This window comes from Amycolatopsis sp. YIM 10 (assembly GCF_009429145.1).
Lineage (GTDB): Bacteria > Actinomycetota > Actinomycetes > Mycobacteriales > Pseudonocardiaceae > Amycolatopsis.
Window position 1 is genome coordinate 1,168,434 of record NZ_CP045480.1, and the last position, 22,064, is coordinate 1,190,497.

The 22,064-nt window shown below is 70.3% G+C and carries 22 protein-coding genes; 16 read left to right on the top strand and 6 right to left on the bottom strand.

All coding sequences use genetic code 11. The features are described from left to right. The first annotated feature begins 14 nt into the window (after nt 1-14). From YIM_RS05755 to YIM_RS05765, 3 genes are read left to right on the top strand one after another with little or no spacing between them, the layout of a single operon-like run. A complete protein-coding gene (locus YIM_RS05755; protein WP_153029339.1) occupies nt 15-914 on the top strand; it encodes a zinc-binding dehydrogenase in 900 nt (299 codons plus the stop codon). Further along, nucleotides 911-1,780, top strand: coding sequence for an LLM class flavin-dependent oxidoreductase (locus YIM_RS05760; RefSeq protein ID WP_153029340.1), 870 nt, complete (start codon nt 911-913; stop codon nt 1,778-1,780). The genes YIM_RS05755 and YIM_RS05760 overlap by 4 nt, the downstream gene beginning before the upstream one ends. Then, entirely contained in the window at nt 1,777-2,211 is a 435-nt protein-coding gene (locus tag YIM_RS05765) for a pyridoxamine 5'-phosphate oxidase family protein (RefSeq protein WP_153029341.1), read from the top strand. Before YIM_RS05760 ends, YIM_RS05765 begins: the two co-directional genes overlap by 4 nt. Here the strand turns inward: YIM_RS05765 and YIM_RS05770 are convergent. Both YIM_RS05770 and YIM_RS05775 read right to left on the bottom strand, forming a co-directional pair. After that, the gene (locus YIM_RS05770; protein WP_153029342.1) at nt 2,184-3,737 is read right to left on the bottom strand and encodes a helix-turn-helix domain-containing protein; all 1,554 of its coding nucleotides are present in this window, start codon (nt 3,735-3,737) and stop codon (nt 2,184-2,186) included. The two genes, YIM_RS05765 and YIM_RS05770, sit on opposite strands and share 28 nt — an antisense overlap. Before the next feature lie 68 nt (nt 3,738-3,805). Continuing rightward, nucleotides 3,806-4,399, bottom strand: a complete 594-nt coding sequence (locus YIM_RS05775; protein ID WP_194240051.1) for a hypothetical protein — start codon at nt 4,397-4,399, stop codon at nt 3,806-3,808. 167 nt (nt 4,400-4,566) lie between these two features. On the opposite strand from YIM_RS05775, the gene YIM_RS05780 reads away from it, so the two are divergent. Together YIM_RS05780 and YIM_RS05785 are read left to right on the top strand one after the other, a co-directional pair. Continuing rightward, nucleotides 4,567-5,865 carry a bifunctional o-acetylhomoserine/o-acetylserine sulfhydrylase gene (locus YIM_RS05780; protein WP_153029343.1) on the top strand — a complete coding sequence of 433 codons (1,299 nt, stop codon included), beginning with the start codon at nt 4,567-4,569 and terminating at the stop codon, nt 5,863-5,865. Next, nucleotides 5,862-6,947, top strand: coding sequence for a homoserine O-acetyltransferase (locus YIM_RS05785; protein WP_153029344.1), 1,086 nt, complete (start codon nt 5,862-5,864; stop codon nt 6,945-6,947). The genes YIM_RS05780 and YIM_RS05785 overlap by 4 nt, the downstream gene beginning before the upstream one ends. Before the next feature lie 29 nt (nt 6,948-6,976). Here YIM_RS05785 and YIM_RS05790 read toward each other — a convergent pair whose 3' ends face one another. Then, nucleotides 6,977-7,465 (bottom strand): hypothetical protein, encoded by a 489-nt coding sequence (locus YIM_RS05790; RefSeq protein ID WP_153029345.1) that lies wholly within the window; start codon nt 7,463-7,465, stop codon nt 6,977-6,979. A gap of 66 nt (nt 7,466-7,531) precedes the next feature. Continuing rightward, on the bottom strand, nt 7,532-8,119 hold the full coding sequence (locus tag YIM_RS05795) for a TetR/AcrR family transcriptional regulator (RefSeq protein WP_194240052.1): 588 nt from the start codon (nt 8,117-8,119) through the stop codon (nt 7,532-7,534). Nucleotides 8,120-8,283: 164 nt separating this feature from the next. On the opposite strand from YIM_RS05795, the gene YIM_RS05800 reads away from it, so the two are divergent. From YIM_RS05800 to YIM_RS05850, 10 genes are all read left to right on the top strand, one after another. Beyond that, nucleotides 8,284-9,087 (top strand): SGNH/GDSL hydrolase family protein, encoded by an 804-nt coding sequence (locus tag YIM_RS05800; RefSeq protein ID WP_153029346.1) that lies wholly within the window; start codon nt 8,284-8,286, stop codon nt 9,085-9,087. A gap of 283 nt (nt 9,088-9,370) precedes the next feature. Beyond that, nucleotides 9,371-11,257, top strand: a complete 1,887-nt coding sequence (locus YIM_RS48520; protein ID WP_370468958.1) for an endo-1,4-beta-xylanase — start codon at nt 9,371-9,373, stop codon at nt 11,255-11,257. A gap of 21 nt (nt 11,258-11,278) precedes the next feature. Next, complete coding sequence (locus tag YIM_RS05815; protein ID WP_153029347.1) at nt 11,279-12,268, top strand: serine/threonine protein phosphatase; 990 nt, start codon at nt 11,279-11,281, stop codon at nt 12,266-12,268. 46 nt (nt 12,269-12,314) lie between these two features. Continuing rightward, nucleotides 12,315-13,928 (top strand): carboxyl transferase domain-containing protein, encoded by a 1,614-nt coding sequence (locus YIM_RS05820; protein ID WP_153029348.1) that lies wholly within the window; start codon nt 12,315-12,317, stop codon nt 13,926-13,928. 5 nt (nt 13,929-13,933) lie between these two features. Further along, nucleotides 13,934-15,916, top strand: coding sequence for a biotin carboxylase N-terminal domain-containing protein (locus YIM_RS05825; RefSeq protein WP_153036816.1), 1,983 nt, complete (start codon nt 13,934-13,936; stop codon nt 15,914-15,916). After that, nucleotides 15,913-17,067, top strand: coding sequence for an acyl-CoA dehydrogenase family protein (locus YIM_RS05830; protein ID WP_153029349.1), 1,155 nt, complete (start codon nt 15,913-15,915; stop codon nt 17,065-17,067). Before YIM_RS05825 ends, YIM_RS05830 begins: the two co-directional genes overlap by 4 nt. Before the next feature lie 54 nt (nt 17,068-17,121). Next, entirely contained in the window at nt 17,122-17,658 is a 537-nt protein-coding gene (locus YIM_RS05835; RefSeq protein ID WP_370468959.1) for a GNAT family N-acetyltransferase, read from the top strand. A 49-nt stretch (nt 17,659-17,707) separates the two neighbouring features. After that, nucleotides 17,708-18,562 (top strand): SDR family oxidoreductase, encoded by an 855-nt coding sequence (locus tag YIM_RS05840; protein WP_153036818.1) that lies wholly within the window; start codon nt 17,708-17,710, stop codon nt 18,560-18,562. Nucleotides 18,563-18,603: 41 nt separating this feature from the next. After that, on the top strand, nt 18,604-19,656 hold the full coding sequence (locus YIM_RS05845) for an alpha/beta fold hydrolase (protein ID WP_153029350.1): 1,053 nt from the start codon (nt 18,604-18,606) through the stop codon (nt 19,654-19,656). 37 nt (nt 19,657-19,693) lie between these two features. Then, a complete protein-coding gene (locus YIM_RS05850) occupies nt 19,694-19,960 on the top strand; it encodes a type II toxin-antitoxin system Phd/YefM family antitoxin (RefSeq protein ID WP_194240054.1) in 267 nt (88 codons plus the stop codon). A 291-nt stretch (nt 19,961-20,251) separates the two neighbouring features. Here YIM_RS05850 and YIM_RS05855 read toward each other — a convergent pair whose 3' ends face one another. Further along, complete coding sequence (locus tag YIM_RS05855; RefSeq protein ID WP_153029352.1) at nt 20,252-20,917, bottom strand: YdcF family protein; 666 nt, start codon at nt 20,915-20,917, stop codon at nt 20,252-20,254. 68 nt (nt 20,918-20,985) lie between these two features. After that, a complete protein-coding gene (locus YIM_RS05860) occupies nt 20,986-21,321 on the bottom strand; it encodes a hypothetical protein (RefSeq protein ID WP_153029353.1) in 336 nt (111 codons plus the stop codon). A gap of 176 nt (nt 21,322-21,497) precedes the next feature. On the opposite strand from YIM_RS05860, the gene YIM_RS05865 reads away from it, so the two are divergent. Continuing rightward, nucleotides 21,498-22,058 carry a hypothetical protein gene (locus YIM_RS05865; protein WP_153029354.1) on the top strand — a complete coding sequence of 187 codons (561 nt, stop codon included), beginning with the start codon at nt 21,498-21,500 and terminating at the stop codon, nt 22,056-22,058. Nucleotides 22,059-22,064: the final 6 nt, after the last annotated feature.

Here is a 22,064-nt window from a genome sequence, read left to right on the forward strand (position 1 = left end):
GTTGAGTTGTCCGCATGAGAGCTGTGTGGCTGGGGGAGTTCGGCGAGCCGGAGGTGCTCGTCGCGGGGGAGGCCCCGGAGCCGGTGCCCGGACCGGGTGAAGTGCTGATCGACGTGGAGTTCGCGAACATCACCTACGTCGAGACGCAGTTCCGGCGCACCGGCTTCGGGCCGTTCGGCCGGGAGCTGCCGGTGATCCCGGGCAACGGGGTCGGCGGGGTGGCCGCGGGCAAGCGCGTGGTGAGCAGCCTGCGCGGGTCCGGCGGGTACGCCGAGCGGGCGGTCGCCCCGGCGGGGAACGTGCTGGAGGTGCCGGACGGGCTGGGTCTGGACGAGGCGGTGGCGCTGCTCGCGGACGGGCGGACCGCGCTCATGCTGAGCCGGGCGGCGGCGCTGACCGGGGGTGAACGCGTGCTGGTCGAGGCGGCTGCCGGTGGGGTGGGCAGCCTCCTCGTCCAGCTCGCCAAAAATGCCGGTGCCGAGGTCGTGGCGGCCGCCGGGGGCCCGGAGAAGCTGGCGCTGGCGAAGGAACTCGGCGCCGATGTGACCGTCGACTACCGCGAGCCCGGCTGGGCACCGCCGGTGGACGTGGTGTTCGACGGGGTCGGCGGGGAGATCGGCCGGGCGGCCTTCGAGGCGGTGCGGCCGGGCGGGCGGATGTTCGTGTTCGGGCAGGCCAGCGGGGCCGCCGCCGATCTCGGGGACGCGGCGGAGCGGCGGGTGCGGGTGGAACGCGGGCCGCTGGCGAAACCGGAGGAAATGCCGGTGCTGGCCCGGCGGGCGCTGACCGAGGCCGCCGCCGGGCGGTTGCGGCCGGTGATCGGGCAGCGCTTCCCGCTCGAGCGCGCGGCCGACGCGCACGCCGCCATCGAAAGCCGGGCCACGCTCGGCAAAACCCTGCTGGAGGTCCGGTGAAGCTCGGGGTCTACCTGAACGGGTCCACTGTGGACTCCTTTGTCGAGCACGCGCGACTGGCCGAGGACGCCGGTCTGGAGTCGGTCTGGGTCGGCGACCACCTGATCACCGCGTCGCCGCGGGTCGACAGCGTGGTCGCGCTGACCGCCGCGGCCGCGGCCACCGAGCGGATCAAGGTCGGCTTCGGTGTGCTCGTGGTGGCGTTGCGGCCGGTGGCGTGGGTGGCCAAGCAGATCGCCACCCTGCAGGGCCTGTCCGGAAACCGGGTGCTGCTGGGCGTGGGGACCGGCGGCGACGCCCACGGGGACCTGGGCTGGCGGGCGGCGGGCGTGCCGTTCGAGGAGCGCGGAAAGCGGACCACGGCGGCGCTCGAAGTGCTGCCGGACCTGGTGACCGGCACACCGGCCACTGTGGACGGTGTGGAGTTCGCGCTGGCGCCGGGGGCGGAGATGCCGCCGGTGATCGTCGCCGCCGGACCGGGGCGGTTGCGCCGGGTGGCGCGGTTCGGCGACGAGTGGTTCCCGGCCTTCTCGTCACCGTCGTGGCTCGCCGAACAGGGTGCGCGGCTGGCCGAGCTGGCGGCGGAGTACGGGCGGCCCGCGCCGGGAATCACGGTCAACATCAGCCTCGCGGTGGGGCCGGTGCCGTCGTCGGTGCTCGACACGCAGGTCCGCTCGCTGACCGGGTACGGCATGACCGAGGCGCAGGCACGGGAATCACTGGTGACCGGCAGCCCGGCGCGGGTCGCCGAGCGGCTCGCGGAGTACGCCGAGGCCGGGGTCGGCCGGATCGCCGCGATGCCGTTCACCGCGGACCGGGCCGGGCAGATCGAGTTGCTCGGTGAGGTCGCCGGACTGCTGCGGTGAGCCCGTTCGACGTCGACGCCTTCCTGGCCCGGCCGCTGACCGCCAGGGTCGCCGCGGCCGGTCCGAGCGTGCGGCCCACCTGGTACCTCTGGGAGGACGGTGCCTTCTGGATCCTCACCGGCCCGTGGTCGCGGCTGCCCGCGCTGGTCGAGCGGGATCCGGCGCTGGCGCTGGTGGTCGACGTCTGCGAGCTGGACACCGGGCTGGTGCGCCAGGTGGTCGCGCGCGGCGAGGCGGAGCTGCTGCCGTTCGACGTGCCGCGCGGCAGGCGGAAGCTGAGCCGCTACCTCGGTGACGACGAATCCCGCTGGGACGAGCGGTTCCGCGCCTACCTGTACCAGGACGCGCGCTGCCGCTGGCTGCGCCTCCGGCCGGACTCGCTGCGCGCGGTCGACCTCAGCTATCAGGCCCAGCGCAACGCGACGAGCTGAGTGAGCAGCGCCAGGCGCACGTCCGGGTCGTCGAGATCGATCGGCACCAGCTCGCCCAGTTTCCGCATCCGGTAGCGCAGGGTGTTGGGGTGGATCCGCAGGGACCGCGCCGCCGCGCGCGGGTCGCCGGGGTGCCGCAGCCATTCGTAGAGGGTGTCGGTGTAGTCCGTGCGGTGGGCGTCGTCGTAGGCGCGGATCGCTTGCAGGGGACCGAGTTCGGCCACCTTCGCGGCACCGGCGGCGGTCGCCGCGCGATGCAGCGCGAGCGCGGTCCACGCCTCGTCGAAGCTGACCACCCGGCCCGGCACCAGCCCGGCGCGCAGCAGGCCGAAGGCCTCTTCGGCCTCCGCGCGGGACCGGGCCAGGTCGGCGACCTCACCCGCCCCGCCCGCGGCCACCCGAGGCGCGCCGCGCTTGGTCTTCGCCTGGCCGAGCACCTCGCGCAGTTCGGCCCAGGCGTCGCCGTCGGGCACCACCGCGTAGAGCAGCCCGGCCAGTTCGGTGGCCACCGGCCGCCACCCGATGCCGCTGGAGATGCGCTCCAGCAGCGCCAGCCTGCTGCCCTCGGCGTTGCGTGAGCCGTCCTCGGGGGTGTCGATCACCACCACCCGGTGCGGGACCTCGGCCAGGTCCAGTTCGGCGACCGCCTTGCGCGGGCTCGCTTTGCCCTGGAGCACCGCGCGCAGCAGTTCGGCGCTGGCGCGGCGCTGCGCGTCGGCGTGCGCGCGACGTCGCAGCAGGTGCAGCGCGACCACCGGGGCCGCGTCGGCGAAGGCGGCGGCCCGCTCGTCGGACACCGGCCCCCGCACCACCGCCCACATCGAGCCGAGCAGCTCACCACCCATCCGGATGGGCACGATCAGCCGCGGCAGGGTGCCGTCGCGCTGCTCGGGCACGAAGATCGTCTGGCGGCCGCGGGAGAGTTCGCGGAACACCCCGCGTGAGCGGAACCGCGCCAGCACGTCGTCCGGGATGCGGCGGCCCATGATGGTGGACACGCGCGCGGGGTCGGTGATGTCCTGGCGGGCGGAGTAGGCCAGCACGCGCGAGTTGGTGTCCTCGATGGTGACCGGCGCGTCGACCACCGCGGCCACCGCGTCGGCCAGGCGGAACAGGTCGCCGCCGCCGGGGTCGCCGCCGTTCTCCGGGGCTTCGGCTTCGTCGGTCAGCGCGTCGAGCACCGTCCGCAGCAGCCACACCAGCTGCGCCCACGATGCGGCGGCACTGACCTCGATCAGCGCGATGTCGGCGGACTTGGCGGCCCGCTTGACCGACGGCTTGGCCGCCAGCGGTGGTTTGAACAGCACCGCCGCCGCGCCCTTCTCCGCACTGCTGCGCACCAGGGTGACCGCGTCGGCCGGATTGGTCACCGCCACCGCGAGCACCAGATCACCCGCGGCGAGGTGCCCCGGCGTACCGGGTTCGGCGATCACCACGTCGGCGACCGCGGGCGGATCGTCCGGGAGCATCAGGGCGTGCAGCAAGGTGGGCCCCACCCGATCGACCACGGTGCGCACGGACGCCATGGGGAGAACTGTAACTTCGGCCGCCGCCGTCAGCCGGAGTTCGGCGCGGAACCGCCCCGGCGACCTCGTCAGGACCTTTGAGGAACTGTCCGCGAAGGGTGTCGAGTTCCCGGCGGAACCGGTTGAGCGGCCGTGGGGCTGGTTGATGTCCGCCGATTCCGAAGGGAACCGATTCGCGCCCGGGCGGCGCTGATCTTCCCGCCCGGCTTGAAGAACGACAGCAGGGTGGCGATCAGCAGCAGCGTCAGCCCGGCGCTCATCGCGGTCACCAGCATGACCGCCGTGCCGCCGATGGCTTCACCGCGTGCGGCCCGGTCGGCGGCTTCGGCGAATTTCGGGACCACGGCCAGATTGCCGCCGATGGTCAGCGCGAGCGTGATCGCGATCTTCACCACCACCCACCAATAACGCACGAGTCCCCATTTGGTGCCGAGGCTCAGCGCGATTCCGGAAATCAGCGTGAGCAGGCTGGCGGGCAGGTAGAAGATCTCGCCGAGCGTGCCGGCGCTCAACTGGACACCGCGGACCACCGCGGTGTCGTCGCTGAGCAGCCCGACCGCGCCGAGCGCCACGATCGAGAGTTCCACGCCGATCCAGCCGATGGACGCGACGACGTGGGTGAACAGCAGCCACTTGCGGGTGTTGGGACGCAGCCTGGTCATGCGCTCCAGGATCGCGGCGCGCGGGCGTCTCGTCGTCGTGTCCAGAGCGGCTTCGCGGCCTACGCCCGAAGGAGTACCCGGCTCCCAAGGCGTGAGAGGCGGTTGGGCCGAACGGACCCGGTGGCTAGCTTCGGGGCAAATCCCTTCTGCCGCGAGGAGATCGAACGATGACGGATGGCTGGTCCTTCGAAACCAAGCAGATCCACTCCGGTGCCGCACCGGATCCGGCCACCGGGGCGCGTGCCACGCCGATCTACCAGACCACGTCGTACGTCTTCCGCGACAGCCAGCACGGTGCCGACCTGTTCAGCCTCGCCGAGCCGGGCCACATCTACACCCGCATCAACAATCCCACGCAGGACGTGCTCGAACAGCGCGTCGCCGCGCTCGAAGGCGGGGTGGCGGCGCTGGCCTTCGCGTCGGGCACCGCGGCCACCAACGCGGCCATCCTGAACCTGGCGAATTCGGGTGACCACTTCGTCTCCAGCCCGTCGCTCTACGGCGGCACCTACAACCTGTTCCACTACACGCTGCCCAAGCTCGGCATCGAGGTCACCTTCGTCGACGACCAGGACGACATCGAGCAGTGGCGGGCCGCGGTCCGCCCGAACACCAAGCTGTTCTTCGCCGAGACGCTGGCGAACCCGGGCAGCAACGTGCTCGACATCCGGGCCGTCGCGGACGCCGCGCACGAGGCGGGCGTGCCGCTGGTGGTGGACAACACCATTCCCACGCCGTACCTGCTGCGCCCGATCGAGCACGGCGCCGACGTGGTGATCCACTCGGCGACCAAGTACCTCGGCGGCCACGGCACCACGATCGCCGGTCTGCTGGTCGACGGCGGCACCTTCGACTTCGGCGCGGACCCGGCGAAGTTCCCCGGGTTCAGCGAACCGGACCCGAGCTACAACGGCCTCAAGTACTGGGAAGCGCTCGGCCCGGGCGCCTACGCCGCGAAGGCACGTGTGCAACTGCTGCGCGACACCGGCGCGGCGATCTCTCCGCTGAACAGTTTCCTTATCCTGCAAGGGATCGAGACGCTTTCGCTGCGGATCGAGCGGCACGTGTCGAACGCCAGGGCACTCGCGGAATGGCTGGAGGCGCGGGACGAGGTGGAAAAGGTCTACTACGCCAGTCTGCCGTCGTCGCCGCATTACCAGGCAGCTCAGAAGTACCTGCCCGGCGGCGCGGGCGCGGTGCTCTCGTTCGACCTGCGCGGCGGGGTCGAGGCGGGCCGCAAGTTCGTCGACGGCACCGAGCTGCACAGCCAGCTGGTGAACATCGGGGACGTGCGCAGCCTGATCGTGCACCCGGCCAGCACCACGCACAGCCAGCTTTCACCGGAGGAGCAGCTCGCCTCGGGCGTGACGCCCGGACTGGTGCGCCTGGCCGTCGGGCTCGAAGGCATCGAGGATCTGAAGGCCGATCTGGAGTCCGGGTTCAGGGCGGCCAAGGCGGCTCTGTGACCGGTGCCTGGCGTCCGGGTGATCCGCCGGGCCGGCGTCGCTGGGTCATCCGGCACGACGCGGTCCGGCTGGAGAGCGGGGCCGAGCTGCCCGGTTTCTCGCTGGCCTACGAAACCTGGGGCACGCTGAACGCCGACGCGTCGAACGCGGTGCTGATCGAGCACGCGCTCACCGGTGACAGCCACGTCGCCGGTCCCGCCGGGGACGGCCACCCCAGCGCGGGCTGGTGGGACGCGCTGGTGGGCCCGGGTCGTCCGATCGACACCGACGCGTTCTTCGTGGTGGCGCCGAACGTGCTGGGCGGCTGCCAGGGCTCCACCGGGCCGTCCTCTGTGGACGATGCGGGACGGGCGTTCGGCAGCCGCTTCCCGGCACTGACCATCCGCGACCAGGTGGCCGCCGAGACCTTCTTGGCCGACGAACTCGGCATCACTCGCTGGGCGCTGGTGCTGGGCGGATCGATGGGCGGGATGCGAGCGCTGGAATGGGCGGTGGAGCACCCGGCGCGGGTGGCGGCGCTGCTGGTGGTCGCGGCCCCGGCGGCCGCTTCGGCGGACCAGATCGCGTGGGCCTCGCCGCAGCTGCACGCGATCACCGCCGACCCGCACTGGCACGGCGGCGACTACTACGACACCGGGGAAAGCCCGGACTCCGGCCTCGGCATCGCCCGGCGGATCGCCCACGTCACCTACCGCAGCGAACCCGAACTGGAGCAACGCTTCGGCCGGACCGAGCAGGGCGACGGCCGGTTCGCCGTGGAGTCCTATTTGGACCACCACGCGGCGAAACTGGCGGCGCGCTTCGACGCGGGCAGCTACGTGGTGCTCACCCGGTCGATGAATTCGCACGATGTGGGACGGGACCGGGGTGGCATCGCGGCGGCGCTCTCGCGGATCACCGCGCGCACGGTGATCGCCGGGGTGGACAGTGATCGGCTCTACCCGCTCGCGCAGTCGGCCGAACTGGCCGGCGGCATCCGGGGCGCGGGGGAGGCGGCGGTGATCCACTCCCCGTACGGCCACGACTCGTTCCTGATCGAAACGGCCCAGGTCGCCGCCCTGCTCAAGCCGTTGCTGGCCTAGCCGCGTGCCGTGAAGCCACCTTCACGGCATCAGTCGGCGAGGGCGTCGGAGATCCAGTCGGTGACCGGGAGGTCCCGGTCCAGGCATTCCGTGGACAGGCGGATCGTCCAGCGCAGTGCCTGCAACACCAGGCTGTCGACCTCCTCCGGCGCGGCGCTCGACAGCGCGATCTCCAGCTGTTCCTGCGCGGCTTCGCTGTTCCCGTGCACCTCGGCGAGCAGCGTCCGCACGGCCGTGCGCACCGGCGGGTCGGCCTGGTCGATGGAGACCTCTTCCCCGGCCTCGTCGAACACCTGCACCTTGACCGGCGCGGTACCGCCGTCCCCGAGGGTGGCCACCATCGCGCTGCACTCACCGAAGAGCAGCAGCATCAGCTCCCGGGTCTCGGGCGTACCGGCACTCGCGGGCGCGAGCTGGTCGAGCGCGTCGGCGTCTTCGCCGAACCGCATCGCCACCAGCGCGCGCTGCGCTTTCTCCACGAGCCGCCGTTGCTCGTCGTCGCTCCTGTCGGGCTGCACGTGCCTATCAAACACCAGCACGGCCGCCTTTGGGACCACTCCCGGGTGAGTATCGGGAGCCGTGCGTCACCGCGCCGCGCGGAGCGCGCCGAGTGCCAGCCGTTCGAGCAGCTCGGCCAGTTCCTCGTCAGCCAGATAGCGGTTGTGCGGGGTCGAGTTGATCAGGCCGAACACGGCGTGTGCCGAAGATCGGGCGTGGGTTTCACCGACCTCGGGCACGGTCGCCCTGATCGCCTCCACCCACAGCTCGACGTACTGGCGTTGGAGCGCGCGAACCTGTTTGCGGTCGGCGTCGGTGAGATTCGCCAGGTTCCGTTCCTGGACGGTGATCAGCGCTGGCTGGGTGAGCGCGAAGTCCACGTGGAACTTCACCAGCGCGTCGAGCAGGGCGGCCCCGGAGCGCCGCTCGGCGAGTTCCTTGCCGCCGTCGAGCAGGTACCGGCTGATCGAGCCCAGCATCTCGCCGAGCATCGCGTCCTTGCTGCGGAAGTGGCGGTAGAGCGCGGGGCCGGAGATGCCGACGGCGGCGCCGATGTCGTCGATCCCCACGCCGTGGAAACCGTGCCTGGCGAACAGTTCGGCGGCGGCGGCCAGTATCTGCTCACGCCTGCTGGCCTTTTCGCCGTGCACGAGCGGGGTCGGGTGCGCTGGCATCAGCCCATCGTAGAGCAGCAGGTTAGCGATCGCTAACAACGGGGCAAACCGGGCGCGCGACTTTTGGGGTAGGCCACTCGGGTTACGTCATAAAACCGTGCTTCCTCGTGTTTTTCCCACGTGGTACTTGTTCTTTCACGTTGGGGGCTCACGAAGGAGTGACGATGGTCTCGTCCGACCGAAAATCCACCCTGCCCGTTTTGAGAGCATTGACCGTGGCCATCGTCGCCGGTCTCACGCTGCTCGGCTTCACCGTTCCCGCCTCGGCGGCGACCAGCTACGCGGCGCTCGGCGACTCCTACTCGTCCGGGCTCGGCGCTGGTAGCTATGGCGACTCGGGCTCCTGCAAGCGCAGCGCGAACGCCTATCCGAAGCTGTGGGCCAGCGCCAACGGCGCTTCGCTGAACTTCCTGGCCTGCTCCGGTGCGCGGACGCCGGACGTGCTGGGCCAGCTGGACAAGGTCACCTCCGGCACGAACGTCGTCACCGTCTCGGTCGGCGGCAACGACGCCGGTTTTGTCGACGTGATGACCGACTGCACCCTCGGTTCCGACCAGGCCTGCGTCGACCGGGTCGCCGAGGCCAAGGACTACGTGAACAGCACGCTGCCGGGGCTGCTGAACGGCGTCTACACCAAGATCAAGCAGAAGGCACCGAACGCGAAGGTGTACGTGCTCGGATACCCGCGCTTCTACAAGGTGCCGGGCTCCTGCAACGTCGGCCTCAGTGACACCAAGCGGGCCGCGATCAACTCCGGTGCCGACGCGCTCGCCGCGGTCACCTCGGCGCGGGCGTCGAGCGCCGGGTTCACCTTCGTCGACGTGCGCGGGGTGTTCACCGGGCACGAGATCTGCGCGGCCGACCGCTGGCTGCACAGCCTCACCTGGCCGGTCGAGGAGTCGTACCACCCGACCGCCAACGGGCAGAAGCTCGGTTACCTCGCCGCGCTGAACTCGGCCGCCGGCTGAGTCACCGGCTCACCGGGACCGCCGGAGGGGTCAGTCGCCTGCACGACTGACCCCTCCGGCTTTTTGCTGTTCAGGCATCGAAATTTTCGACAGCTACCGTGCTTGCTCCATCTGGGGATGCGTTCCTTGACCTGGTCAGTGTCCGGGCCCTACATTTCGAAAGCTTCAAGATTTTTACCGAAACTTTCGGAAACCCTTGGAGGAAGTGATGTCCGAAACTGCTGTCATCGACGCCGGCAGGCCCCCGCGGCGAAGAGGACCACGAATCGCCGCGGTGGCCGGGATGACCGGCCTGCTCAGCGCGCTGGCCGTGGTGCTGCCGCCGGTGGCGGGCGCCGCCGGGACCACGCTCGGCGCCGCGGCCGCGGAGAGCGGCCGGTACTTCGGGACCGCGGTCGCGGCGAACAAACTCAGCGATTCCACGTACACGGGCATCCTCAACACCGAGTTCAACAGCGTCACGCCCGAGAACGAGATGAAGATCGACGCCACCGAGCCCAACCAGGGGCAGTTCTCCTACGGGAGGGCCGACCAGATCGTCAACCACGCGCTCAGCCGCGGCATGAAGGTCCGCGGGCACACGCTGGCCTGGCATTCGCAGCAGCCGGGCTGGATGCAGGGCATGGAGGGCGCCCCGCTGCGGCAGGCGATGCTCAACCACGTCACCCAGGTGGCCACCCACTTCAAGGGCAAGGTGGTGGCCTGGGACGTGGTGAACGAGGCCTTCGCCGACGGCAGCAGCGGCGCCCGGCGCGACTCGAACCTCCAGCGCACCGGGAACGACTGGATCGAAGCCGCGTTCAAGGCGGCGCGAGCGGCCGATCCGGGCGCCAAGCTCTGCTACAACGACTACAACACCGACGACTGGTCGCACGCCAAGACCCAGGCCGTCTACAAGATGGTGCAGGACTTCAAGAACCGCGGCGTGCCGATCGACTGCGTCGGCCTGCAGTCGCACCTCAACAGCGGCTCGCCGTACCCGTCGAACTACCGCACCACGCTGTCCAGCTTCGCGGCGCTGGGCGTGGACGTGCAGATCACCGAGCTGGACATCCAGGGCGCGTCGTCGACCACCTACGCCAACGTGGTGAAGGACTGCCTCGCGGTGCCCCGCTGCAACGGCATCACCGTGTGGGGCATCCGCGACTCCGACTCGTGGCGGCCGAACGACACCCCGCTGCTGTTCAACAACAACGGCAGCAAGAAGCCCGCGTACGACGCCGTGCTCAACGCGCTCAACAGCGGTGGCACGCCCGGCGGTCCGAGCTGCTCGGCCGGGTACGTCGGCCTGACCTTCGACGACGGGCCGATCAGCGGCACCACCACGCAGTTGATCAACGCGCTGAAGTCGGCTGGCCTGCGCGCCACCTTCTTCAACGTGGGCAACAAGGTGCAGCAGAACCCGTCACTCGCCAAGAGCCAGCGCGACGCCGGGATGTGGGTCGGCAACCACAGCTGGTCACATCCGCACCTGACCCAGTTGTCGGCGCAGGAGATGACCTCCGAGCTGACGCAGACCCAGCAGGCGCTGCAACAGGCGACCGGTGAGACGCCGAAGTTGTTCCGCCCGCCGTACGGCGAGACCAACAGCACGCTGAAGTCGGTCGAGCAGCAGCTCGGGCTGACCGAGGTGCTGTGGAACGTCGACTCGCAGGACTGGAACGGCGCGAGCACCAGCCAGATCGTGCAGGCCGCGAACCAGTTGCAGCCGGGTGGCGTGATCCTGATGCACGACGGTTACCAGTCGACGATCAACGCGATCCCGCAGATCGCCGCCGGGCTGGCCAGCCGGAACCTGTGCGCGGGCATGATCTCCACTTCCACCGGCCAGGCGGTCGCGCCGTCGGACAGCAACCCGGGCAACCCGGCTTCGTGCACCGCGACCTACCAGCGGACCCAGCAGTGGGGCGACCGGTTCAACGGCCAGGTGACGATCACCGCCGGCGCGTCGCCGATCAGCAGCTGGACGGCCACGGTCACGGTCACCTCGCCGCAGAAGGTGTCGGCCACCTGGAACGGCTCGCCGAGCTGGGACAGCAGCGGCAACGTGATGACCATGAAGCCGAACGGCAACGGCAGCCTGGCCGCGAACGCCACCACCACCTTCGGCTTCACCGTGATGGCGAACGGTCAGTGGGCGGCGCCGTCCGTCAGCTGTAGCACGCCCTGATCCGCCGGCAGTATCGCGGGAATGTCCCGGTTCTCGCGTCATGACCGCGTTTCGGCCCGCCTCGCGTCCCTCGGCGACGACGACCTCGTCGCGCTGCTGGACGCGGGGCGGGCCGTCGGCGTGGGCGTGGGCGGTGGTTCGGCCGTCGTCGACGTCGGCGGTGTGCCGGTGTTCGCCAAGCGCGTCCCGCTGACCGACCTGGAACTGGCGCACCCGCGGTCCACCGCGAACCTGTTCGGCCTGCCCGCGTTGTGCCGGTACGGCATCGGCAGCCCCGGCCTCAACGCCTGGCGCGAGCTGGCCGCGAACCTGATCGTCACCGAGGCGGTGCTCGCGGGCGAGACCGGCGCCTTCCCGCTGCTCCACCACTGGCGGGTGCTGCCTGGCCGCCCGCCGATCGCGGAGGACTACGCCGACCTCGACGCGGCCGCCGCCCGGCTGGGTGGCTCACGGGCCATCCGTGCTCGTTTCGAAGCGCTGGCGGCCGCGTCGTCGAGTCTCGTGTTGCTGTGCGAATACCTCCCGTACCCGCTCGTCGACTGGCTGGCCGAGGACCCGGCGGGCAAGGCGGCCACGGTCGAACGGCAGCTGACGGAGATCGTGACCTTCCTGCGCGACCGCGGGTTGCTGCACATGGACGGGCACTTCGGCAACATGCGGGTCGATGACGGGAGGCTCTTCCTGGTCGATTTCGGGTTGGTGACCTCACCGCGGTTCGACCTCTCCGCCGACGAGCGCGACTTCGTCCGGCGCAACGCCGGGCACGATGCGGAGTACGCCGCCATGCGCCTGGTCAACTGGCTGGTCACCGACCTCTGCGGGGTGGAGGGGATCCCCGCGCGCAACGAGTACGTGCGCCGGTGCGCCGCGGGTCACCGGCCGGCGGGGGTGCCCGCCGAAGTCGCCGCGATCATCACCCGGCACGCGGCCGCCGCCGCGCGGATGAACGGTTTCTACTGGAAGCTGTTCAACGGCGGCCACGCGCTGGACAGTGAGGTTAGTGGTCGCTAACATCGAACCTGGTGTTAACGACCGCTAACCCCTGTCGCGAGGAGCCATGGACACCCCGGTGCTGAGCAGTTCCGCCGACCCGCGGAGCGAGGACTACGCCCGATACGCCACCGGTCACGCCGAGCTGGCCGAGGACCTGCGCAAGCGGCTCTCGGCGACCCGGCTGGGTGGTCCGGAGAAGGCGCGTATCCGCCATGTGGAACGCGGCAAGCTGCTGCCCCGCGATCGGGTGGACGCGCTGCTCGACCCCGGCTCACCGTTCCTGGAGCTGTCCCCGCTGGCGGCGACCGGGCTCTACGACGACGAGGCGCCCGCCGCGGGCATCATCACCGGCGTCGGCCGCGTGTCCGGCCGCGAGTGCGTGATCGTCGCCAACGACGCCACGGTCAAGGGCGGCACCTACTACCCGATGACCGTGAAGAAGCACCTGCGCGCGCAGGAAGTCGCGCTGCACAACAATCTCCCGTGCCTCTACCTGGTCGACTCCGGCGGCGCCTTCCTGCCGCGCCAGGACGAGGTCTTCCCGGACCGCGAGCACTTCGGCCGCATCTTCTACAACCAGGCGACCATGTCCGCGCGCGGCATCCCGCAGATCGCCGCGGTGCTCGGCTCGTGCACCGCGGGCGGCGCCTACGTGCCCGCGATGAGCGACGAGGCCGTGATCGTGCGGAACCAGGGCACCATCTTCCTCGGCGGCCCGCCGCTGGTGAAGGCGGCGACCGGCGAGGTGGTCACCGCCGAGGAACTGGGCGGCGGCGACGTGCACGCCCGCCAGTCCGGCGTCACCGACCACCTGGCCACCGACGACGCGCACGCGCTGCGCATCGTTCGCTCGATCGTGTCCACGCTCGGCCCGCGCAGCCCGCGGCCGTGGGACGTGCGCCCGGTCGAGGAGCCCGCGGTCGACCCGGCGCAGCTGTACGGCGTGGTCCCGACCGACTCGCGCACTCCGTACGACGTGCGCGAGGTGATCGCCAGGATCGTCGACGGCAGCCGGTTCGCCGAGTTCAAGAAGGAGTACGGCAACACCCTGGTCACCGGGTTCGCGCACGTGCACGGCCACCCGGTCGGCATCATCGCCAACAACGGCGTGCTGTTCGCCGAGTCGGCGATGAAGGGCGCGCACTTCATCGAGCTGTGTGACAAGCGCTCGATCCCGCTGCTGTTCCTGCAGAACATCACCGGGTTCATGGTCGGCCGCGCCTACGAGGCGGGCGGCATCGCCAAGCACGGCGCGAAGATGGTCACCGCGGTTGCGTGCGCGCGGGTGCCGAAGCTGACGGTGATCATCGGCGGCTCGTTCGGCGCCGGGAACTACTCGATGTGCGGGCGCGCCTATTCACCGCGGTTCCTGTGGATGTGGCCGAACGCGCGCATCTCGGTGATGGGCGGTGAGCAGGCCGCGTCGGTGCTGTCCACGGTCCGCCGCGACGCGATCGAAGGCCGTGGCGGCGAGTGGTCCGCGGAGGACGAAGAGGCCTTCAAGGACCCGATCCGCGAGCAGTACGAGGAGCAGGGCAGCCCGTACTACTCGACCGCGCGGCTCTGGGACGACGGCGTGATCGACCCGGCGGACACCCGCACGGTGGTCGGCCTCGCGCTGTCGGCGGCGGCCAACGCACCGCTCGAAGATGTTTCCTACGGCGTTTTCCGGATGTGATGACCTTGTTCGACACGGTTCTGGTCGCCAACCGCGGGGAAATCGCCGTCCGGGTGATCGGCACGCTGCGCCGGATGGGCATTCGCTCGGTCGCGGTCTACAGCGACGCCGATGCCGACGCGCGGCACGTGCTCGAAGCCGACGTCGCGGTGCGGATCGGCCCCGCCGAAGCGACCCGCAGCTACCTGTCCGTCCCGGCGATCATCGAGGCGGCAGGGGAAACCGGGGCACAGGCCGTGCACCCCGGTTACGGCTTCCTCGCCGAGAACGCCGCGTTCGCCACTGCGTGCGCCGAGGCCGGGCTGGTGTTCATCGGCCCGCCGGTCGGCGCGATCGAGGCGATGGGCGACAAGATCCAGGCCAAGCGCACGGTCTCGGCGGCCGGCGTGCCGGTGGTGCCCGGATCGTCCGATTTGGACATTCCGGCCGGTGGTTTCGCCGCCGCCGCGGCGGAAGTCGGATACCCGCTGCTGCTCAAGCCGTCCGCCGGTGGTGGTGGCAAGGGCATGCGCCTGGTCGAGGACCCGGCCGAACTGGACGGCGCGGTGGAGTCCGCGCGTCGTGAGGCCAAGGCGTCCTTCGGTGACGACACGCTGTTGCTGGAGCGGTTCGTCACCACTCCGCGGCACATCGAGATCCAGGTGCTCGCCGACGGCCACGGCAACGTGATCCACCTGGGCGAGCGCGAATGCAGCCTCCAGCGGCGGCACCAGAAGATCATCGAAGAGGCGCCGTCGGTGCTGCTGGACGAGGCCACCAGGGAGCGCATGGGCGCGTCGGCGGTCGAGGCCGCGCGTGCGGTCGGTTACTCCGGCGCGGGCACGGTCGAGTTCATCGTCTCGGCCACCAACGCCGACGAGTTCTTCTTCATGGAGATGAACACCCGTCTCCAGGTGGAGCACCCGGTCACCGAGCAGGTCACCGGGCTGGACCTGGTCGAGTGGCAGGTGCGGGTGGCCGCCGGTGAGCCGCTGGGCGTGCGGCAGTCCGACGTCCGGCTGACCGGGCACGCGGTGGAGGCCAGGGTCTACGCCGAGGATCCCGCGCGTGGCTTCATCCCGACCGGCGGCACCGTGCTGCGGGTGGTCGAACCGGCCGGCGAGGGCGTCCGCGTGGACTCCGGCGTGCGCGAGGGCACCGAGGTCGGGTCGAGCTACGACCCGATGCTGGCGAAGGTGATCGCCTGGGGCCCCGACCGCGCCGCCGCGTTGCACCGGCTGGACCTGGCGCTGGCGAACACCGCGATGCTCGGCGTCGGCACGAACGTGCGGTTCCTGCGCGCGTTGCTGGCCGACGACGATGTGCGCGCGGGACGGCTGGACACCGGGCTGGTCGAACGCGGGCTGGCCGGGCTGACCTCGGCCGAGGTGCCCGCCGAGTTCTTCGTCGCCGCGGCGATGGACCGCCTGCTCGCGCTCTGGCCCACCGAGTCCATTGTGGACCCCTGGGCGGTGCCGACCGGCTGGCGGATCGGTGGTGGCGGTGGGGTGACCTTCCGCCTTCGCTCCGGGGAGACCGAGGCACTGGTACGCGTCGAAGGCGCGCCGTCGAACGCGAAGGTGAGCGTGGACGACGCCGAGCCGGTCGCGGTGTCGGCGACCCGGCGCGGTGGGCAGCTCGAACTGCGCCACCGCGGTGAATTCCACCGGTACGAAACGGCTTCGGTCACCGGCGGGCGGTGGCTGGCCAGGGACGGCCACGCGGTGCTGATCGGCGAGCGCCCGATCATGCAGCTGGCCCACGGTGAGGCGGCCGAGGCCGGTCCGGTGGTCAGCCCGATGCCCGGCACCGTGCTGGTGGTGAAGGTCGCGCGCGGGGACGTGGTCACCGCGGGCACGCCGCTGCTGGTGGTCGAGGCGATGAAGATGGAACACACGATCACCGCGCCGATCGACGGCGTGGTCGAAGAACTGCGCGTCCAGGCGGGCCAGCAGGTCGCACTGGACGAAGCGCTTGCCGTGGTGACCCCGCAGGAGGACGCACAATGATCGATTTCCGGCTCGACGAGGAGTACGAGGCGCTGCGCAAGACCGTCGAGGACTTCGCGCGCAGCGAGGTGGCGCCGGTGATCGGCGGGTTCTACGAACGGGAGGAGTTCCCGTACGAACTCGTCGCGCAGATGGGGCGGATGGGCCTGTTCGGGTTGCCGTTCGCCGAGGAGTTCGGCGGCATGGGCGGGGACTACTTCGCGCTGTGCCTGGCTTTGGAGGAGCTGGCGCGGGTCGACTCCTCGGTGGCGATCACCCTGGAGGCCGGGGTTTCGCTGGGCGCCATGCCGATCTACCGCTTCGGTACGCAGGAGCAGAAGGAGCGCTGGCTGCCCGCGTTGTGCGCGGGTGAGGCGCTGGGCGCGTTCGGCCTGACCGAGCCGGGCGGCGGTTCGGACGCCGGAGCCACCCGGACCACCGCGAAGCTGGACGGTGGGCAGTGGGTGCTCAACGGCAGCAAGTCGTTCATCACCAACTCGGGCACGGACATCACCAGCGTGGTCACGGCGACCGCGGTGACCGGGGAGAAGGAGGGCGGCCGCAAGGAGATCTCGGCCATCCTGGTGCCGTCGGGCACGCCCGGTTTCACGGTGGCGCCGAAGTACTCGAAGGTGGGCTGGAACGCCTCGGACACGCACGAGCTGTCGTTCGACGACTGCCGGGTGCCGGAGGAGAACCTGCTCGGCGCGCGCGGTCGCGGGTACGCGCAGTTCCTGTCCATTTTGGACGAGGGCCGGGTGGCGATCGCGGCGGTGAGCGTCGGCCTGGCGCAGGGTTGCGTGGACGAGTGCGTTCGGTACGTCGGCGAGCGAGAGGCGTTCGGGCACAAGATCGGGACGTACCAGGCGATCCAGTTCAAGATCGCGGACATGGAGACGCGGGCGCACACCGCCCGCCTCGCCTACTACGCGGCGGCTTCGAAGATGCTGCGCGGGGAACCGTTCAAAAAGGAGGCCGCGATCGCGAAGCTGGTCTCGTCGAACGCCGCCATGGACAACTCGCGGGACGCGACCCAGATCTTCGGCGGCTACGGCTTCATGAACGAGTTCCCGGTCGGCCGCTTCTACCGCGACGCGAAGATCCTGGAAATCGGCGAGGGCACGAGTGAGGTGCAGCGCATGCTGATCGCCAGGGAGCTGGGCCTGCGCTGACGTCGTGATCCACGATGAGGGCACTGTCCATTCGCCACGTACGCTGATCGACTTGTGAGCGAACTGAAGTTCCGCCCCGGGGGCGAGCAAGACACCGGACACCTGCTCGACATGTTCGACGGCGCCGTGGCGTGGATGAACGCGCGGGGCAACACACAGCAGTGGGGCACCGAACCGTGGTCCCAGGTGCCGAGGCGGGTCGAGCGCGTGCGCGGCATGGCCGCCGGTGACAACCTGGTCATGGCCGAGATCGACGGCGAGCCCGCCGGCGCGATCATTCTCGATCCCGGCCCGCCGGAGCACGTGCCGTCCGTCGACGAGCCGGAGATCTATCTCGGCCTGCTGATCACCGCGCGTGGTTTCACCGGCCGGCGGGTCGGGGCCGAGTTGATCCGGTACGCGCTCGACGAGGCGGCCGCGCGCGGTATCGACCTGGTGCGCGTCGACTGCTACGCCGGTGGTGACGGCAGCCTGGTCCGCTACTACGAGCGACAGGGTTTCCGGAAGACGGTCACCTTCGACTACCACGGCTGGCCGGGTCAGGTCTTCGAGCAACGAGTGGGGGATGGACGCGCGCCGCTGCCGGGGTGATGATTGGCGGGACGTCAACAAGCTCTCTCAACGGTGAAGGAGCCGGATGATGGCCAGGCAAGCGCGTTCACTGCACGGCAAGGTCGTGGTGATCACCGGCGGTGCGCAGGGGATCGGCGCGAAGACCGCCGAGCTGCTCCACGGACTGGGAGCCGCCGTCGCGATCGGCGACCTGGACCAGGTCCGCGCCGAGAAGACCGCCGGTGAGCTGGACGCGCTCGCCCTGCCGCTGGACGTCACCGACACGAAGAACTTCACCGAGTTCCTCGACGAGGTCGAACGGCGGCTCGGGCCGATCGACGTGCTGATCAACAACGCCGGCATCATGCCGCTCGCGCCGCTCGAGGAGGAGGACGACGCGTCCACCCGGCGGCAGCTGGAGATCAACCTGCACGCGGTCATCCACGGCACCAGGGAAGCGGTCCGGCGGATGCGGCCGCGCGGCACCGGGCACATCGTGAACGTCGCGTCCATGGCCGGTAAAGCCGGCTTCCCCGGCGCGGCCACCTACTGCGCCACCAAGCACGGGGTGGTCGGGCTGTCCGAGGCGGTCCATCTCGAACTGCGGGACACCGGCGTCGAGGTGTCGTGTGTGATGCCCGCCATCGTGCGGACCGAGCTGGCCAGCGGCCTGCCGGAGGCACGCATGATCAAGTCGGTGTCGCCGGACGAGGTCGCGGCGGCCATCGCCGAGGCGTTGCGGCGGCCGAAATTCGACGTTTACGTGCCGAAATCCCTCGATGCGGTCGGCCGGTTCACCCGGCTGCTGCCGCGCCGGGCGGGGGAGTGGATCTCACGCACGCTCGGCGCCGACAAGGTGCTCGCGGCCGCACACGCCGACGCCAGGGCCGAATACGAGTCACGTGCCGCGAGCAGTGCTCCATCGGTCGGTTCGGATGGTTAGATGAGGCGCAGGGAGTACGTCTGAGCAGGGGAGATCTTTCGATGGCAGCACCGCCGGCCCGGCTGGCCGCCGCGACCTCCAACCTGCTCGGCAAGGTGCTGCGGGGCGGGGTGGCCGATCTGCGCCCGGTGCCGCGGGTACTGATCGACAACGGGCCCAACCGGTCGGTGTACCGGCTGACCTCGGGCGGCAAGGCGCCGGAGGGCCCGCCGGTGCTGCTGGTGCCGCCGCTGGCCGCGCCCGCGCTGTGCTTCGACCTGCGCCGCGGGTGCAGCCTCGCCGAGCACCTGGTCGGCTCCGGGCGGCGGACCTACCTGGTCGACTACGGCACGGTCGCCTTCTCGGACCGGCGGCTCGGCATCGAGCACTGGATCGAGGAGGTGCTGCCGCGCGCGATCCGGCGGGTGAGCGAGGACTCCGGCGGGCAGGGCGTGCACCTGGTCGCCTGGTGCCTCGGCGGCATCTTCTCCCTGCTGACCACCGCCGACCAGCCGGAGCTGCCGGTCGAGTCGGTGGTGACGGTGGCTTCGCCGTTCGACTTCACCGCGATCCCGCTGGTGGCGCCGTTCCGGCCGCTGGTGGACCTGACCGGCGGGCACCTGCTCACCCCGTTCTACCGCGTGCTCGGCGGCGCACCGTCCTATTTGGTCAGCCGGGTGTTCAGGGCGACCGGGCTGCACAAGGAGATCACCAAGCCGCTGGCGATACTGAAGAACCTGGACGACCGGGACTACCTCGCCCAGATCGAGGCGGTCGACCACTTCATGGACAACATGGCGGCGTACCCGGGGCGCACGTTCGGGCAGCTGTACCACCGGTTCTTCCGGGCGAACGACCTCGCCGAGGGCAGCGTCGACCTGAACGGGCGGATCATCTCGCTGTCCGGGGTGAAGGTGCCGACGCTGATCGTGGCAGGCGAGAACGACACGATCGCCCCGCGCGCGGCGGTCGAGCGGCTCACCGGCCTGCTGGAAAACGCCCCGGACGTCCGCTTCGAAACCGCCCCCGGCGGGCACCTCGGCGTGCTGACCGGCCGGAAGGCCCGCGGCACCACCTGGCGCTACATCGACGACTTCCACGCCGAGCAGCTCTAGCCCTTGCCCGAGTTCAGCAAAAATGTACATTTCGTACATGTCCACCGAGATGAGCGTGACCGAGGCGCGGCCCGAACTGGCCGAACTGATCAATCGCGCCTGCTGCGCCGGTGAGACCACCTACCTGACCAAGCACGGGCGTCGTACCGCGGCTGTGGTTTCCGCGGAGAAGGCGCAGCTCCTCGAAAACCTCGAGGAACTCGTCGACGGGGAAGAGGTGCGCAAGGTGCTCGAGTCGCTCGCCGACGGCACCGAGACGCGCGTGCCGTTCCGGCGGCGCACCGCCAGGAGCCGGAACGGCTGAGTGTCCTACGAGATCGAACTCACCGGCTGCGTCGAGAAGTTCCTGGACAAGCTCGGCAAGGGACAACCCCGGGATGTCGAGGCGCTGGAAAACGCCATCGAGGATCTTGCCACTGAGCCGAGACCGTCCGGTTGCCACAAGCTGAGTGGCCACAACGGCGTGATGCGCGTCCGCGTCGGCGGTTACGGATCTGCTGCACGGTTGATGACGGCAAGTTGGTGGTGCTGGTCATCGTCATCAGTACTCGCGACAACGTGCACGAGGCGGTCAAGCGGCAACTCGGCCGTTGATCTAGGGGAGCAGGCGCGACGTGTACCCGGCCGCCGCGAGGCGTTGGTAGGCGGCGGTGATGTCGGCGGGCACGTCCTGGGGAATGGTGTGGCCCAGTTCGGCGTACCGCGTCAGGCGCTGCGCCTCGCCGACGAGCATGTCGATCACCAGCGTCGCGTCCCCGATGCCCGCGGTGTAGGCGGGCAGCGGGCGCCGGTCGGCGGAGCAGCGGATTTCCACGCCGGGCCACCGTTTCGCGGCCGTCGCGTAGGCGCGGCGCTGGTGGTACGGGCGGCAGGTGATCAGCACCGAGCCGACCTGGACGCCGTGCTCGCGCAGCAGTTCGCGGCTGAAGTCGATGTTGTCCGCGGTGTGCTTCGCGGCGGGCTCGACCAGGATCGACTGCTCCGCCACCCCGTGCTCGACGGCGATCTCGCGGAAGTGCACGGCCTCCCCGCGCGGGAATCGCCCGATCGTGGTGGGGGCGTTGGCACCGGTGAACACGATCAGTGGGCACACCCCGCGCAGGAACAGTTCGGCCGTGTACACCGCCACTCCCGGGTCGTGGCACCCGAGCCCGATCGCCACGTCCACCGGTTCGATCTCGTCGTCGATCCGGAGGAACGCCCACAACGCCTCGACGTCGGCGCGGACGGCTTCGGGAATGGTGGCGGTGTCGACGGTCACATCCCCAGACTAGAGCGGCGGGGAGCGCTCCGTTGAGGGTGGTGGCGGGCCGGCGGGCGGGATACCGCTTAGCTGAAAGCCACCGATCGCAGCAGTAGCCGGTCCGAGCCGGAGCCGCCGTTGGGGCGGAGGGAGAAGAAGGCGCTGCTCTCGCAGTCGCCGTCCTTGAACACCACTGCTCGCGAGTCGGTGTTGTTGCGCGGGCGGAACGCGGAGACGTCCCAGTCCGCGATCTCCGGGATCTCGATGCACTCGCCGCTCGGCGGGTCGACCAGCGCGCCCACCTGCACCTCGCCCTCCTCGTCGACGTAGCGGTAGGTGAACGCGCCCTCGGCGGCGGAGGCGATTCCGGTGGCCGTCAAGAGCAGGGCGAAAGCGCTGGTGAGCGCGAGAAGAGTGCGCATCGGGAAGCATCCTTTCGGCGAGTGGTCTGCCCTCCGACAGTGCGCGAGCACGCCGTCCCGATGGGCTGACACCACCCGGTTTCGCGACAAACGCCATCAAACCGGGTGGCTCGGCTCAAGTCGGCGAGAGTCACGCACTGAGTATCTTTACCGCGACACAGCTTGGGGGTGGGTGTGTGACCGCGGTCGACCTCGTCGAGGCGTGGCGCCAGTGGGGCGCGGAGAATCCGGCGCTGAAGGACATGCGGCTCTGGGGAACGCAGATCCTCTGGTGGGGCCGCATCGGCAAGATCGCGATGTTCGCGTCGGGACTGGTGTTGCTGGTGGACATCGTCGGCCCGGAGCGGATGCGGCGGGTCGCCGAGCGCCCGCGGGAGAGCGCGCGCCGGCTCATGGCGCGGTTCTTCCGGCAGGACACGAGCGAGGCGGACCTGCCCGAGGGCAGTTCCGGCTACGGCCGTTTCGCCGGCTTTGTCATCGCGCTGTCGGTGGTCGCGGTGCTCCTGCTCGCGGTGAGCGTGATCCAGGATCCCGTCCTCCAGGAGAGTCCCGGACTTCAGGTCCTGCTGATCGTGCTCTTCCTGCCGGCGGTCTACTTCACCGGCGTGCTGGTGTTCGTCGCGGGGCCGCCCGCCGTCGAGTGGCTGTTCGAGCACGAGCGGCTGGTGCAGGCGATCCGAATCGTCAGCTTCGTACTCTTCCTCGGCGGCTTCCACTTCGACCTGCTCGCCTCGTGAGCGGCC

Excerpts from the sequence above, each read along its gene's own strand:
- YIM_RS05755 (WP_153029339.1), top strand. The coding sequence starts at position 15 with ATGAGAGCTGTGTGGCTGGGGGAGTTCGGCGAGCCGGAGGTGCTCGTC.
- YIM_RS05770 (WP_153029342.1), bottom strand. The coding sequence starts at position 3,737 with ATGGCGTCCGTGCGCACCGTGGTCGATCGGGTGGGGCCCACCTTGCTG.
- YIM_RS05775 (WP_194240051.1), bottom strand. The coding sequence starts at position 4,399 with ATGACCAGGCTGCGTCCCAACACCCGCAAGTGGCTGCTGTTCACCCAC.
- YIM_RS05780 (WP_153029343.1), top strand. The coding sequence starts at position 4,567 with ATGACGGATGGCTGGTCCTTCGAAACCAAGCAGATCCACTCCGGTGCC.
- YIM_RS05795 (WP_194240052.1), bottom strand. The coding sequence starts at position 8,119 with ATGCCAGCGCACCCGACCCCGCTCGTGCACGGCGAAAAGGCCAGCAGG.
- YIM_RS05800 (WP_153029346.1), top strand. The coding sequence starts at position 8,284 with ATGGTCTCGTCCGACCGAAAATCCACCCTGCCCGTTTTGAGAGCATTG.
- YIM_RS48520 (WP_370468958.1), top strand. The coding sequence starts at position 9,371 with ATGACCGGCCTGCTCAGCGCGCTGGCCGTGGTGCTGCCGCCGGTGGCG.
- YIM_RS05815 (WP_153029347.1), top strand. The coding sequence starts at position 11,279 with ATGTCCCGGTTCTCGCGTCATGACCGCGTTTCGGCCCGCCTCGCGTCC.
- YIM_RS05820 (WP_153029348.1), top strand. The coding sequence starts at position 12,315 with ATGGACACCCCGGTGCTGAGCAGTTCCGCCGACCCGCGGAGCGAGGAC.
- YIM_RS05830 (WP_153029349.1), top strand. The coding sequence starts at position 15,913 with ATGATCGATTTCCGGCTCGACGAGGAGTACGAGGCGCTGCGCAAGACC.
- YIM_RS05840 (WP_153036818.1), top strand. The coding sequence starts at position 17,708 with ATGGCCAGGCAAGCGCGTTCACTGCACGGCAAGGTCGTGGTGATCACC.
- YIM_RS05845 (WP_153029350.1), top strand. The coding sequence starts at position 18,604 with ATGGCAGCACCGCCGGCCCGGCTGGCCGCCGCGACCTCCAACCTGCTC.
- YIM_RS05850 (WP_194240054.1), top strand. The coding sequence starts at position 19,694 with ATGTCCACCGAGATGAGCGTGACCGAGGCGCGGCCCGAACTGGCCGAA.
- YIM_RS05860 (WP_153029353.1), bottom strand. The coding sequence starts at position 21,321 with ATGCGCACTCTTCTCGCGCTCACCAGCGCTTTCGCCCTGCTCTTGACG.